General features: G+C 67.4%; 13 protein-coding genes. 10 read left to right on the plus strand and 3 right to left on the minus strand.

Features of this window, described 5'->3' with window-relative positions:
* Nucleotides 1–4 precede the first annotated feature (4 nt).
* The 5 genes from E3T40_RS01040 (at nt 5) to pknB (ending at nt 7548) form a co-directional block, all read left to right on the plus strand.
* Nucleotides 5–1234, plus strand: a complete 1230-nt coding sequence (locus tag E3T40_RS01040) for a PP2C family serine/threonine-protein phosphatase (RefSeq protein WP_104170934.1) — start codon at nt 5–7, stop codon at nt 1232–1234.
* Nucleotides 1218–2624, plus strand: coding sequence for an FtsW/RodA/SpoVE family cell cycle protein (locus E3T40_RS01045; protein ID WP_104100624.1), 1407 nt, complete (start codon nt 1218–1220; stop codon nt 2622–2624). Before E3T40_RS01040 ends, E3T40_RS01045 begins: the two co-directional genes overlap by 17 nt.
* The gene (locus tag E3T40_RS01050) at nt 2624–4075 is read left to right on the plus strand and encodes a penicillin-binding protein 2 (RefSeq protein ID WP_104170933.1); all 1452 of its coding nucleotides are present in this window, start codon (nt 2624–2626) and stop codon (nt 4073–4075) included. The genes E3T40_RS01045 and E3T40_RS01050 overlap by 1 nt, the downstream gene beginning before the upstream one ends.
* Nucleotides 4072–5775, plus strand: a complete 1704-nt coding sequence (locus tag E3T40_RS01055; RefSeq protein WP_134542440.1) for a serine/threonine-protein kinase — start codon at nt 4072–4074, stop codon at nt 5773–5775. The genes E3T40_RS01050 and E3T40_RS01055 overlap by 4 nt, the downstream gene beginning before the upstream one ends.
* Nucleotides 5776–5838: 63 nt before the next feature.
* Entirely contained in the window at nt 5839–7548 is a 1710-nt protein-coding gene (pknB, locus tag E3T40_RS01060; RefSeq protein ID WP_233194110.1) for a Stk1 family PASTA domain-containing Ser/Thr kinase, read from the plus strand.
* A 24-nt stretch (nt 7549–7572) separates the two neighbouring features.
* On the opposite strand, the gene E3T40_RS01065 is transcribed toward pknB, so the two are convergent.
* From E3T40_RS01065 to E3T40_RS01070, 3 genes are read right to left on the minus strand one after another with little or no spacing between them, the layout of a single operon-like run.
* The gene (locus E3T40_RS01065; protein ID WP_104170930.1) at nt 7573–8211 is read right to left on the minus strand and encodes an aminodeoxychorismate/anthranilate synthase component II; all 639 of its coding nucleotides are present in this window, start codon (nt 8209–8211) and stop codon (nt 7573–7575) included.
* Complete coding sequence (locus E3T40_RS16155) at nt 8208–8369, minus strand: DUF4175 domain-containing protein (protein ID WP_146067669.1); 162 nt, start codon at nt 8367–8369, stop codon at nt 8208–8210. Before E3T40_RS16155 ends, E3T40_RS01065 begins: the two co-directional genes overlap by 4 nt.
* Before the next feature lie 9 nt (nt 8370–8378).
* Complete coding sequence (locus tag E3T40_RS01070; protein WP_104170929.1) at nt 8379–9206, minus strand: class E sortase; 828 nt, start codon at nt 9204–9206, stop codon at nt 8379–8381.
* 83 nt (nt 9207–9289) lie between these two features.
* Here E3T40_RS01070 and E3T40_RS01075 point away from each other — a divergent pair, with 83 nt between their 5' ends.
* The 5 genes from E3T40_RS01075 to E3T40_RS01095 all read left to right on the plus strand — a co-directional run bounded on the left by E3T40_RS01075 (nt 9290) and on the right by E3T40_RS01095 (nt 13545).
* Complete coding sequence (locus tag E3T40_RS01075) at nt 9290–9535, plus strand: cell division protein CrgA (RefSeq protein WP_104100630.1); 246 nt, start codon at nt 9290–9292, stop codon at nt 9533–9535.
* Between the two features lie 267 nt (nt 9536–9802).
* The gene (locus E3T40_RS01080) at nt 9803–10297 is read left to right on the plus strand and encodes a Dps family protein (protein WP_104170928.1); all 495 of its coding nucleotides are present in this window, start codon (nt 9803–9805) and stop codon (nt 10295–10297) included.
* Between the two features lie 76 nt (nt 10298–10373).
* Nucleotides 10374–11450 carry an acyl-CoA dehydrogenase family protein gene (locus E3T40_RS01085; protein WP_134542441.1) on the plus strand — a complete coding sequence of 359 codons (1077 nt, stop codon included), beginning with the start codon at nt 10374–10376 and terminating at the stop codon, nt 11448–11450.
* A complete protein-coding gene (locus E3T40_RS01090; RefSeq protein WP_241981627.1) occupies nt 11447–12829 on the plus strand; it encodes a bifunctional PIG-L family deacetylase/class I SAM-dependent methyltransferase in 1383 nt (460 codons plus the stop codon). The genes E3T40_RS01085 and E3T40_RS01090 overlap by 4 nt, the downstream gene beginning before the upstream one ends.
* The gene (locus E3T40_RS01095; protein WP_104170925.1) at nt 12826–13545 is read left to right on the plus strand and encodes a glycosyltransferase family A protein; all 720 of its coding nucleotides are present in this window, start codon (nt 12826–12828) and stop codon (nt 13543–13545) included. Before E3T40_RS01090 ends, E3T40_RS01095 begins: the two co-directional genes overlap by 4 nt.
* The last annotated feature ends 116 nt before the right edge of the window (nt 13546–13661 follow it).

Here is a 13661-nt window from a genome sequence, read left to right on the forward strand (position 1 = left end):
CTGCATGGCGACAGTCAGTCACAGCGCGGCCACGTCCCACGTTGGAAAGATTCGGTCCAACAACCAGGACTCCGGCTATTCCGGGCGCCATCTCTTCCTGGTTGCCGACGGCATGGGCGGGCACGCCGGCGGCGACGTCGCTTCGGCGATCGCCACCAAACGCATCATGGATGCTGACCGGGACTTCCAGTCCCCGCAAGACGCCGAGTTCGCCCTGCAGGCGGCGCTGATCGCCGCGAATTCGCAGCTCGCCGAGACCGTGTTCGAGCACGCCGAACTCACCGGCATGGGCACCACCGTCAGCGCGCTGATCGTGCTGGAAGACGAGGTGGCGATCGCGCACATCGGTGACTCGCGCATCTACCTGCTCCGCGAGGGCGAACTCTCCCAGATCACCATCGACCACACCTTCGTGCAGCGGCTCGTCGACAGCGGCCGCATCACCGAGGCGGAAGCCATGGTGCATCCGCGCCGCTCGGTGCTCATGCGCGTGCTGGGCGACGTCGAATCGGCGCCGGAGATCGACACCTCCATCCTTGCGACCTTCCCCGGTGACCGCTGGCTGATCTGCTCCGACGGGCTCAGCGGCGTGGTCTCTAATTCGGGCATCGCCGCGGCCCTGCTCAGCCCACTTGACGCCCAGGGCGTGGCCGATCGTCTGGTCAAGGAAAGCCTCGACGGCGGAGCCCCTGACAACGTCACCATCGTCGTCGTCGACATCGGCTCACCCGCCGAACGCATCGACATGCCCACCGTGGTCGGGTCGGCATCCGCTCCCCTCGCCTTCGGCGAGGAGCCCACCCGCGGCCGAGCGCTGCGCATGTCGAGCTTGCGCCTGCACCCCGTGCGTGAGACGCACTTCGAGCCTGACTCCCAGGACTATCTCTCGGAGCTGATCGAGGAAGACAATCGCCGGGCCCGCCGCCGCAAGATCACCTGGCTGGTCGGCATCATCCTGCTGACCCTGGCCATCGTCGGTGCCGGCTTCCTCGGCTACCGGTGGACCCAGTCCCGTTACTACGTGGGGGTGGAAGGCAGCACGGTCGCCATCTTCCAGGGCGTGCAGCAGGACCTCGGCCCCCTCTCCCTGTCCTCCGTCTTCGAGGACACCGACCTGGAGCTGTCCGAACTGCGGGTCTACGACCGGCAGCAGGTCGAAAAAACCATCAGCGCAACCTCCCTCGCGGATGCGTTGCTCATCGTCGAACGGCTCCAAGATGCCAGCGTCCAGTAACCGGTCCACGACGACGGATGCGCCCGCGCGCCCGCCCCGCACGGGTCGCGTGCGCCGACTGCACCTGCCCCAGAAGCTGCGCAACCTCGAGTTGGTCCTGCTGCTCATCGCCTGCGGCATCAACGCGGCCACCGTTGTGCTCGTGCAGCTCGGCGCGCTCGGCCGAATCGACACGACACTGGTGCTGCTCGGCGCCGGCCTGTCGGTGCTGGTTCTGGCCATGCACGTGGTGCTGCGCGTCGTGGCCCGCGAGGCCGACCCGTTCATCCTGCCCATCGCCACCCTGCTCAACGGCCTCGGCATCGCCATGATCTACCGCATCGACCTGGCCAACGAAGAGTCCGGCTGGGCCAGCGCCTCCGTACGTCAGACCGTGTGGAGCGCCCTGGCCATCGGTTGCGCGATCGCGGTCATCCTGATCATCCGCAACCACCGGGTGCTGTTCCGCTACACCTACATCGCCGGGTTCGTCGGTGTGGCACTGTTGCTGCTCCCGCTCGTTCCCGGCCTCGGCCGCGAGGTCAGCGGGGCGCGCGTCTGGATCGGCGTCGGATCCTTCGCCACCTTCCAGCCGGGCGAGATCGCGAAGATCGCCCTGGCCGTCTTCTTCGCCGGCTACCTCGTGCGCAACCGCGACAGCCTCTCCATGGTGGGCAAGAAATTTCTTGGCATGCGTTTCCCGCGCCTGCGCGACCTCGGCCCGATACTTGTCGTCTGGGCGCTGTCCATGTCCGTGATCATCTTCCAGCGCGACCTCGGAACCGCCCTGCTCTACTTCGGTCTATTCCTGGTCATGCTCTACCTGGCCACCGGCCGCCTCAGCTGGGTGCTGCTGGGCATGTCCCTCTTCCTCGGCGGTGCCCTCATCGCCAGCCAGACCCTGGACTACGTCAACGGCCGGTTCCAGAACTGGCTCGACGCCCTCAACCCGGATGTCTACGGGGCCGACGGCGGCAGCTACCAGCTGGTGCAGGGGCTCTTCGGTCTCGCCAAAGGCGGGCTCATCGGCACGGGTCTGGGCCAGGGGCGTCCAGAGATCACCCCCGTCCCCCAGAGCGACTACATCATCGCCAGCCTCGGCGAGGAACTCGGCCTGGCGGGCATCTTTGCGATCCTCGCGCTCTACCTGCTCCTCGTCGCGCGCGGCTTCCGCATCGGCTTCGCCGGCAATGACGACTTCGGCAAGCTGCTCGGCGTGGGTCTCTCCTTCGTCATCGCCCTGCAGTGCTTCATCGTGATCGGCGGCGTCACCCGTGTGATTCCCCTCACCGGTCTGACCACACCCTTCCTCGCCGCCGGCGGGTCCTCCCTCGTCGCGAACTGGATCATCGTGGCCCTGCTCCTGCGCCTGTCCGACACGGTGCGCAACCAACCCAGGCTGGTGGTCTGATGAATCGTGAACTCAAACGAGTGAGCATCGTGGTCCTGCTCATGTTCGTTGCCCTGCTCGTCTCCACGACAATCGTGCAGGTCTTCCAAGCAGACAGCCTGTCCGCGGATGCCCGCAACACCCGCACGCTCTACGACAGCTACTCCGTCGAACGCGGTCCGATCCTCGTCGCGGGCGAGCCGATCGCCCAGTCGATGCCCGCCGACGATGAATACAAGTTTCAGCGCACCTACAGCAACGGGCCGCTCTACGCCCCGATCACCGGGTTCATTCCGCTCAACGGTGCGCCCACCGGGCTGGAGCATGCCCTTAACGGCGAACTCAGCGGAACGTCCGACGCCCAGTTCTTCGACAAGATGAACGCCCTGATCACCGGCCAGAACCCCAAGGGGGCTTCTGTGGAGGTCACGATCGACCCGGTCGCGCAGCAGGCCGCCTGGGATGCCCTCGGCGACCTCACCGGCTCCGTCGTCGTCTCCGAGCCGGCGACCGGTCGCATCCTCGCCCTGGTCTCCAAGCCCAGCTACGACCCGAACCTGCTCACCGTGCACGACAACCAGCAGGTCACCGACAACTATCAGTCGCTGCTGAACGACGACGGTAACCCGCTGCTCAGCCGCGCCACCAAGACCCTCAACCCACCCGGCTCGGTATTCAAGCTGGTCGTGATGACGGCCGCCCTGGAATCGGGCAAGTTCACCCCGGAGAGCACCTTCCCGAACCCGCCCACGTACCAGCTGCCCGGCTCGTCGGCTGTCGTCATCAACTCCGGCGGCGGCACCTGCGGCGGAGGGGACACCGTCACCCTCGCCACCGCCCTGCGTCTCTCCTGCAACATTCCGCTGGCCGAACTAGGTCTGCAGCTGGGCAACAAGGCCATTCGCGACACGGCCGAGAAGTTCGGCTTCAACAGCGACTATTCGATCCCCCTCGACGTGTCTCAGAGCGTGTACCCCACGGTTCTCGACGACGCCCAGACCGCACTCTCGGCCTTCGGCCAGACGGATGTCCGTGCGACGGCCCTGCAGATGGCGATGGTTTCAGCCGCGATCGCCAACGGCGGCCAGCTGATGACGCCCAACCTCGTCGACAAGGTGACCGCACCGGACCTGAGTCCGATTCAGGTCTTCGAGCCGGAAGCAATGAAACGGGTGATGAGCGCCGAAACGGCGGCAACACTGAACCAAATGATGGTCAACGGAGTCCAGGATGGCGCCGCCAGCAATGCAAGAATAGACGGGGTCAAGGTGGCAGGTAAAACGGGCACGGCGGAGAACGCCGAGGACGAGCCTTACACCCTGTGGTTCACCGGATTCGCTCCTGCGGAGGATCCGAAATATGCGATCACCGTTCTCGTTGAAAATGGCGGGGGACTTGGCCAGACAGGGTTCGGCAATCTGCTTGCCGCACCTATTGCAAAGGAAGTACTAGAGGCGGTGCTGAACAAATGAGACCCACATCAGGGCTCACCTTCGGGGGACGATACGAGCTGCAGTCCCGGATCGCCATTGGCGGGATGGGCGAGGTTTGGAAGTCGATCGACCTCGTAATCGGTCGCACGGTCGCCATCAAGATTCTCAAGGACGAGTACCTCGGTGACCCTGGGTTCCTCGAGCGGTTCCGCGCCGAGGCCCGTCACGCCGCGCTCGTCAACCACGAAGGCATCGCCAACGTGTTCGACTACGGCGAAGAAGACGGCAGCGCCTTCCTCGTGATGGAACTCGTACCCGGTGAAGCACTGTCCACCATCCTCGAGCGCGAGCATGTCCTCCCCGCGGACAAGGTGCTGGACATTGTCTCCCAGACGGCCGCCGCGCTTCACGCCGCGCACGCCGCCGGACTCGTGCACCGCGACATCAAGCCGGGCAACCTGTTGATCACGCCCGAGGGCCGCGTCAAGATCACCGACTTCGGCATTGCCCGCATCGCCGACCAGGTGCCGCTCACCGCGACCGGCCAGGTCATGGGCACCGTGCAGTACCTCTCACCCGAGCAGGCCAGCGGCCGCTCCGCCTCGCCGACCACCGACATCTACTCGCTCGGCATCGTCGCTTACGAAAGCCTCGCCGGCCGCCGGCCGTTCACGGGCGAGTCCCAGGTCGCGATCGCCATGGCGCAGATCAATGAGACCGCCCCCGACCTGCCCGACACGGTGTCGGAGCCGGTGCGCAACCTGGTGATCTCCTGCCTGGCCAAGAACCCCGCGGACCGTCCGGCCTCGGCCGCGCACCTGTCCCGTGCCGCCGCGGCCCTCCGCCGCGGCGACATCGCGGCCGCTGCGGCATCCGTGCCTGCCATCATGAACGGCGTCACGCCCACCTCCGCGACCCTGTTGATGCCCGGAGCCGGCGGAATGCAGGCCACGACCGTGCTGCCCACCGGAGCGCCCGCGACGCGTGCCTCCGCGACGGCGGAACCCGAGGAGAAGAAGCGCAGCCCGTGGACCTGGCCGCTGATCGGCCTGATCGGCCTGCTCGCGCTCGTACTCACCGGCACCCTGATCGCCCTGTTCACACAGGACAACACGACGCCGGTGGAGACGCCGACCACGTCGGCACCGGCATCGGTGACTCCGTCCCCGAGCAAAACGCCCACCCCCTCGGCGACCCCCGCGCCATCGCCGACCCCAACGAGCAACACCGTCGAGGTCAGTCTGGCCGACTACCAGGGACTGACCAGCACGGAGGCGCGCGACAAGCTGTCCGGGCTGGGATTCGTAGCGGATGTCCAAGCCGGCAACGCGGCCACCACCCCGGAGCAGATCGCCGACACCGTCTACGACGTGAACCCCACCGGCCCGGTGACGAAGGGTTCCACGATCACGGTCACGGTCTACGCCCCCGCCGTCACCCCCGACGACCCGACCGCGGCGCCCACCGTCGCCCCCGCCTCGGTCGCCGCCGGAGCAGAGTCCACGGTCACCTGGGCTGCACAGTCCTGCCCAAGCGGCCAGACGCTCTCCGGCTATGAAGTCGTGGCCGACGGCGACGCCGTCTCCCCCGGCCCGATCAGCCCGGACGCCACCTCTACGAAGATCACCGCGGGTCCCGACGCCGGCACCTTCACGGTCAAGTTCCGCTACATCTGCGGCCAGGTCGCGTCGGCCTACTCAGAGTCCAGCACACCTGTCACCGTCACCCCGGCGGCGTAGCGGAGGCTCAGGAAGGTACGGCTAAAATACGGTGAAATGTGTGCGCGAGCTGGGAGTAATGCTTTGACTGATGAAGGCCGTCTGCTCGCTGGTCGTTACCGGGTGGGTGCGCTCCTCGGGCGAGGTGGAATGTCCGATGTGCACATCGGCACCGATTCCCGGCTCGGCCGCACGGTCGCGATCAAGCTGCTCAAGTCATCGCTTGCCGCCGACCCGGCATTCCGCACCCGCTTCCGCCAGGAGGCGCAGGCGGCCGCCCGTATGGCTCACCCCACCATCGTGCGCGTCTTCGACGCGGGCGAGGAGTCAGTCTCCGAGATCGGCGGCCACGAATCGCAGATCCCGTTCATCGTGATGGAATACGTCGACGGTCGACTGCTCAAGGACATCATCCGCGAGGGCCCGGTTCAGCCCGACGAGGCCGTTCGCATCATCGTCGGCGTTCTGACAGCCCTCGAATACTCTCATCGCGCGGGCGTCGTGCACCGCGATATCAAGCCCGGCAACATCATGATCACCAAGACCGGTCAGGTCAAGGTGATGGACTTCGGCATTGCCCGGGCCATCTCCGACTCCTCGACGACCGTGGCGCAGACCACGGCGATCCTGGGCACCGCCTCCTATTTCTCCCCCGAGCAGGCCAAGGGTGAATCGGTGGATGCCCGCACCGACCTCTACTCCACGGGCGTGGTCCTGTTCGAGATGCTCGCCGGTCGCCCACCATTCCGCGGTGACTCCGCCGTGGCCGTCGCCTACCAGCACGTCAGCGAAGCCCCGGTCGAACCGAGCTCGATCAACTCCCGGGTGTCCCCCGCACTCGACGCCGTCGTGCTGCATTCCCTGGCGAAGGACCGTTTCGCGCGCTACCAGAGTGCCGTGGAGTTCCGCACCGACGTCGAGCTGGCCGGGTCAGGGCAGATTCCGGAGTACCACACGTCCGATGACTCCAGCGGCGGGCTGTTCGCTGCTGCCCCGCTGGCGGCTTCCGGCTCCGAGCTCGCGCTCAAACAGCTCACCGAAGACGAAACCATGGTGCGCACGCAGCGCCGCCCACCCGTGATCTGGATCTGGGCCGGTATCCTCAGCGTCGTCGTCATCGTGCTCTCCGTCATGATCTGGGCCTTCAGCCTCACGCCAAGCGTTGATCTGCCCGACAACTCGCGCCGGGTGCCGTCGCTCACCGGATTCAGCTATGAGAACGCCCAGAATTCACTTCTGGACCAGGACCTGGCCGCGATCCGGGCCGAGGAGGCCAGCGCCACGGTGCCCAAGGACCAGGTGATCCGCACAGACCCTCCGGCAGGCACGATCGCCCAGCCGACCGACCTGATCGAGGTTTATGTCTCCACCGGCGCCCAGCCGGTCGACGTTCCGGATGTCACCAACCTGCCCCTCGCCGACGCCCAGACCGCGGTGACGGACCTCGGCCTCACCGCGGGGTCGGTCACTCGGGAGAACTCTCCGACCATCGCCGCCGGTCTGGTGCTCCGAACCGACCCAGTCGCCGCGACGACAGAAAAAACCGGTGTCACGGTCGATTTCATCGTCTCCAGCGGCCTCGTAGCCCTCCCCGACCTCGAGGGTCAGCTCCTGAGCGCGGCGATCGATATGCTCGCCGCAGCCGACGTGCAGTTGTTCCCCATCCCCACACCCGATGAGACCTGTCCCCAGCAGGATGGCTCGCCGGTGACCCAGCAGTCCCTGGCTCCGGGCGACGTGCCCCAGAAGTCCGAGGTTACGTTGGTCTACTGCACCGGCCCGGCTGCCGACTGAGTCCCGGCCCGGCGGCTGACCGCCTCAGCTGAGCTTCAGCAGGGGAGTGAGCCCCTGGGCCGTCTTCCGGGCGCCGGGCAGTCCGGCCAGAGCTAGCCAGTTGGCCACCATCAGGTAGCCGCCCTCGGTCAGCACCGACTCGGGGTGGAACTGCACACCCAGAATAGGGGCGCTCACGTGCCGGAGCCCCATGATCACGCCGCCCTGCGTGCGTGAGGTGACGATCAGGTCGCTCGGCACGGTGCCGTCGACGACGGCGAGCGAGTGATACCGCGTCGCCGTGAACGGCTGCGGCACGCCGGCGTAGAAGTCGCTGCCGTCGTGCGTGATCAGGCTGGTCTTGCCGTGCATGAGTTCTTCGGCGTTGGTGACCGTGGCCCCGAAGGCCTCGGCAATCGCCTGGTGCCCCAGGCAGACGCCGAACAGGGGCTGGCCGGAACCGAGGGCGGCGCGCACGATCGGCACGGAGACGCCGGCGTCGGACGGCTTGCCGGGACCGGGTGAGATGAGCACGCCGTCAAATTCCGCGATGCGGGCCGCGGCCTCCTCCGGCTCGAAGGCATCGTTGCGCAGCACGACCGTTTCGGCTCCGAGCTCCATCAGGTAGCCGTTGAGCGTGTAGACGAAACTGTCGTAGTTATCGATGACGAGGATGCGGGTCATGGGCTTCCTACCGTGACTTCCTGATTGTTGACAATGGAATCCACCCATGGGAACGCCCAGGTGGCAAGCACGAACAACATGGCTGTGAGCAGCACGAACACCAGCACGATCCGGAGCCAGACCGGTCCGGGCAGAACCCGCCAGAGAGCAGCGTACATCCGAGCCTCCTAGCCCTGGGCCTGGGCATTGATAACGGTCGCGACTTCGGCCGGCGGGCCGGCCGATGTCGGTTGCCACGCCTCGAAAACACCGTACGCGATGATGCGCTCGGCCGTGGAGAGCAGGGGATTGCAGCTCGTGAGCGTGATGAACCGGTCGACGGGCGCCACATCCGGATTGTGCGGCACCGGCGCGATCACATCGACCGCGGTCGGGGCGACGTACTCGAGGTCGCGGAACCGGTAGGTGTAGTAGCCGTCAGCGGTCTGAACGTAGATCGCGTCGCCCAGCTGGAGTTCGTTGATCAGGTGCATGCCACCGCCGTTGGCGCTGCGGTGCGCCGCCAGGGCGAAGTTGCCGAGCTCACCGGGCATCTGGGTGTCGGGGTAGTGGCCGATCCCCGACCGGGAGCTGTTGAGCACATTGTTGTCAATCCCCTCGGCGATGGACCGGTGATAGTCCGCCCCGAATCGCGGGACGTAGAGCACGGCGAAGGATTGGGCGCTGGGGGGAGCCTCACGGACGACCGGGTCACCGAAGTCGGCCGGGGCCGACTCCCCCGGGTCGGTTGTCTGCGGGGTATCCGCGGCCTGATCGCGACTGGACCGCTCGTCGTCAATCCAGGTCTGGCTGATCTCGGCCGCCGCCTTCGACTGCTGGCCGGCCATAATCATGTCATTCCACCAGAGTTGCCAGCCCAGGAATGCGAGCACGAGAACGCCGGCCGTGATGAGCACCTCGCCGATGATCCCCACGGCACTGAGTCGCGGGCGACTCTTGTGGCGGGGGGCGTGGCGGGTCGCCTCTGCGGGAGGCTGATCTGCTCGCTCGGACATGGACTCAATCCTAATCGGGGAGGTGGGTCCTCTCTGCCGGGCACCTGCCGGTCGATCCAGCCAAAGACGCTAGAATCGCAGGCATGTCACGCTCGAATCCCCGCAGCAAGCCCGCCCGCACCGAGGTCGCCCGCTCCGGCGAGGCCGGTCCGAACGCCGTGTGGTTCAAGCCGGTGATGTTCGGTTTCATGCTCATCGGGCTGGCCTGGATCATCGTCTTCTACGTGAGCCAGGGAACACTGCCCGTCGCTGGTTTCGGGTCGTGGAACATTCTGGTCGGTTTCGGGATCGCCTTTGTTGGCTTCCTGATGACCACCCGCTGGCGCTGATCCCGCCCTTATCCGGCCCGGTGGTCACGCCTGTCGAGACCCCGTCCCGCACCCCCGCGACGGGATAATGACAACGGTGTAATTATCCCCATGTGGACAAACCTGTGGATAACTTTTCCGGGAGGCAACCGCGGCCGAACAGCTCGCTGAACCCCGGCGCTGTGTCTCACATTGTGCACCTGCTAGGGTGCTGTGTGAAACCAAGCGGGGGCACCGGCCGAGACGCGGTCGAGACGTGTTTCCGCTGTGTGAGAAGAGGCGTAACTCATGAAAGCATCAGCAGAACTCGGCTCCAACCTGCAGTCCGTTCTCGTCGACCTGATCGAGCTGCACGTGCAGGGCAAGCAGGCGCACTGGAGCGTCGTGGGCAAGAACTTCCGAGACCTGCACCTCCAGCTCGACGAGATCATCGACGATGCCCGACTATTCTCCGACCAGCTGGCCGAGCGGATGCGCGCGCTCGACGCCCTGCCGGACGGCCGAAGCGAGACGGTCACGGCGACCACCCACCTGCCCAAGTTCCCCGCCGGAGAGGTGGACACCTCGGAGACCGTCGGCCTGGTCACCGACCGCCTCGACGCGACGGTCGACAACATCCGTGCCGTTCACGACGCGGTCGACGAGGAAGACCCGACGAGCGCCGACATCCTGCACGGCTTTATCGAGAAGCTGGAACAGTACGCCTGGATGGTCAGCGCCGAGAACCGCACCCCGCGCAAGGCGCCGGCCAAGGCCCCGACCAGGCCAGCCGGCAGGGCCTGAGTCGGAAGCTAAGCCTCCTGTTTCACGCACCTGGACACGGAGCCTGGTGTGGTCGGTACCAAACCAGGAGGTCGGTTTGACGAGGATAGAAAGTCCGGGACCGACCTGGCTGACCGTGCCCGGGAAACGCACGGCGGAGTCCAGCCTGCGCGACGCCGCAACGGCTGCCTTCGCAGTGAACGGAGACGCGGGGCGGGCCCTGGAGCTCTCCCGCGCGCTCGGCGGCTCCGTTCCCCGACCAGGGTCAGGGCGGACGCTGGGCCTGCTTGAAACCCTGGCTTCCCTGGCCGCCGCGGACCTCACGGCCGCGCGGGTAGCCGAGGCGCACCTGGACGCCCTCGCCATCCTCGACCAGGCCGCCCTGGATCCGGCCGGGCTCGTCGCGGGGGGCAGCCCGGAACCGAGCTGGGGCGTCTTCGCCGCCGAGGCCGCGGGGTCTCGTCTCGAGGCGAGACCGGTCGGCGGCGAACGGTGGCGTCTCGACGGCACGAAACCCTGGTGCTCGCTCGCCGGCTCGCTCAGCCACGCCCTGGTCACAGCGAACACCACGGCCACCACCCGGCGGCTGTTCGTGGTCGACCTGGCCGACCCCGGCATCACCGTCCGCACGGACGCCTGGGTGAGCCGAGGGCTCCCCGCCGTGCCGAGCGGACCGGTCGAGTTCCGAGGCACTATGGCCTGGCCGGTCGGCGACGACGGCTGGTACCTCCGCAGACCGGGCTTCGCCTGGGGTGGGATCGGAGTCGCGGCCTGCTGGTGGGGTGGCGCCGTGGGTCTGGCCAGGCGGGTCTGGGAGTCCGTACTCGAGCGAGAGCCCGATCAGATCGCGCTCGCGCACCTGGGCGCCCTCGACCTCGCGCTGACCGCCGCCGGGACCTCCCTGGCTGCCGCCGCGGCGGCGATCGACGCCGGGGACGCCGTCGGCGACCAGGGCGCACTCCTGGCAGAGCGGGTGCGCGGCCAGGTCGCGCGCACGGTCGACGAGGTGATCACCCGCACGGGCCACGCGCTCGGCCCCGCGCCGCTCGCCTTCGACGCTCGGCACGCTGGGCGCATCGCCGATCTGCAGCTCTACGTTCGCCAGCACCACGCCGAACGGGACGACGCGGCGCTCGGTCGCCGACTACGGGACGCCGGGGTATCCCCGTGGTGAGCTTCAGTCACACGGATGCCGGCACGGCCGAAACCGTGTGGACGGCGGTGCATGGTGATGCGGCCGGCGTGCAGGCACTGCGCATCGACGAATTGCGCCGACTCGTCGTGGTCGCGTCGCATCCCGACGACGAAACGCTCGGTGCCGGCGGGCTGATCGCCCGGGCCGGGGGGGCCGGAGTTCCGGTGACGGTTGTGGTGCTCACCAATGGTGAGGCCTCCCATCCCCTGTCCCGTACGCACGACCCCGGGCGGCTTGCGGAATTGCGCCGGGTTGAGGTGACGGCTGCCGTCACCGCCCTGGCGCCCTCGGCCCTGGTGCGCCTGGTCGAGCTCCCCGACGGATCCCTCGCCGAGCGCCCGGAGGAGGCGTCCCGGGCGATTTCCGCCGAGCTCGGGGCCGGCGGGCCGGGAACCTGGTTGGTCGCCCCCTGGAGCCTGGACGGCCATCCTGACCATGCGGCGGCGGCCGAGGCCGCCCGCCACGCGGCCCGCGGCCGAGGTGTCAGCCTCTTCGAATACCCGATTTGGGCCTGGCACTGGTCCTCCCCGGGGGACCCGATCTGGTCGGACGGCGTGCTGCGAACCCTTGATCTGGCGCCCGAAGACCGTCGGCGTAAATCTAGGGCAATGGCCCTGCACATCAGTCAGGTGCAGCCGCTGTCCGAGCTGCCCGGCGACGAAGCGATCATCCAGGCGGCCTTCGGTGCGCACTTCGAACGCGAGTATGAGATCTTCATCGAGATCGAAACTGAGAAAGAGTCGGGGAATAGAGCGAGTCTGACCGGGGATTTCTTTGAGGAGTTCTACGCCGGGAACCGTGACCCGTGGAGTTTCGAAACTCGCTGGTACGAGGAGCGCAAGCGGTCACTGACCCTGTCGGCGCTGCCTCGGAAACGCTTCCGAGCGGCGCTGGAACTGGGCTGCTCGATCGGCATGCTGACGGCTGGTCTTGCCGACCATTGCGACACTGTCGCCGCGGTCGACATCGCCGAGCAGCCGCTCCAGGTCGCCCGCGCCCGGCTGGTGTCACGCCCCAGCGTCACTTTCGCACGGCGCACCCTGCCCACCGAGTGGCCGGAGGGCTCCTTCGATCTCATCGTGTTCTCCGAGGTCGGGTACTACTTCTCGGCGGAGGAATTGCGAGCGGTTCTCGGGCGATGCCGCGACAGCCTTGCTGCCGGTGGTGTGCTCGTGGCCTGCCACTGGCGGCATCCGGTGCCGGAATATCCACTGACCGGCGACCAGGTGCACGCAGAGCTCGGCAGGCTGGCCGGGTTCGAGCGCACGGTTGAGCATCGGGAACGCGACTTCCTGCTCGAGGTGTTCGAAGCCGCGCCGGCTCGCTCGGTCGCACAACGCGAAGGCCTGGTTCCGTGAGCGGCCGCGGCGCGATCGACAGAATCATCGTCGTGGTACCGGCCCGCAATGAGGAGGAGCTCCTGCCGAGATGCCTGTCGGCGTTGGCCGTGGCCGTCGGGGAGGTCGGCGGGGTGGCCGGTCAGGCGCCGCCGGTCATCGACGTCGTGGTCGTGCTCGACCGGTGCAGCGATGGTACAGCCGACGTCGCCTCGGAGTGGCCGATATTCGCGAGCATCCAGACGAACGGTGGCGCCGTCGGCGTTGCCCGCCGCGCCGGGGTGCGGCACCTTGTGCCGACCTCTGACCAGTTCACCTCGGCGACGTGGATCGCGACGACGGATGCCGACTCCGCTGTGCCGCCGAACTGGCTGACCGTTCAGCTCGCATTCGCCCGCAACTCCATCGATCTCGTCCTGGGAACCGTGGTTCCCGACGACGGGTTGTCCGACGGAGGCAGGGAACGGTGGGACGCCCAGCACCGCCTGGTCGAGGGCCACACCTATGTGCACGGTGCGAACCTCGGAGTGCGCGCCGACCGGTATTTGCACGCCGGAGAATTCGCGCGCGTCGACGGGCATGAGGACGTGCGGCTGGTCTCCGCCCTGCGCAGTCTCAGGGTGAGCGAGATTCGCACCGAACTGATCCCCGTTGTTACCTCCGGTCGCCTTGCCGGGCGCACTCCAGAAGGATTCGCCGGCTATCTGCGTGATCAGGCGGCCGAAGCCACTCCCTAGGGGAGTGAGTCCTCATCGTTTGGTTGTGTCGCTCCCGGAAGGTCGCGGACTGACCGCACTGCGGGCACGCGTTCATCCCCGGCGGAGCGTCGTGCCCGGCGTCGAACCAATTCGAC

The sequence above is a fragment of the Cryobacterium sp. TMT1-19 genome (assembly GCF_004403055.1).
GTDB classification, from domain to species: domain Bacteria; phylum Actinomycetota; class Actinomycetes; order Actinomycetales; family Microbacteriaceae; genus Cryobacterium; species Cryobacterium sandaracinum.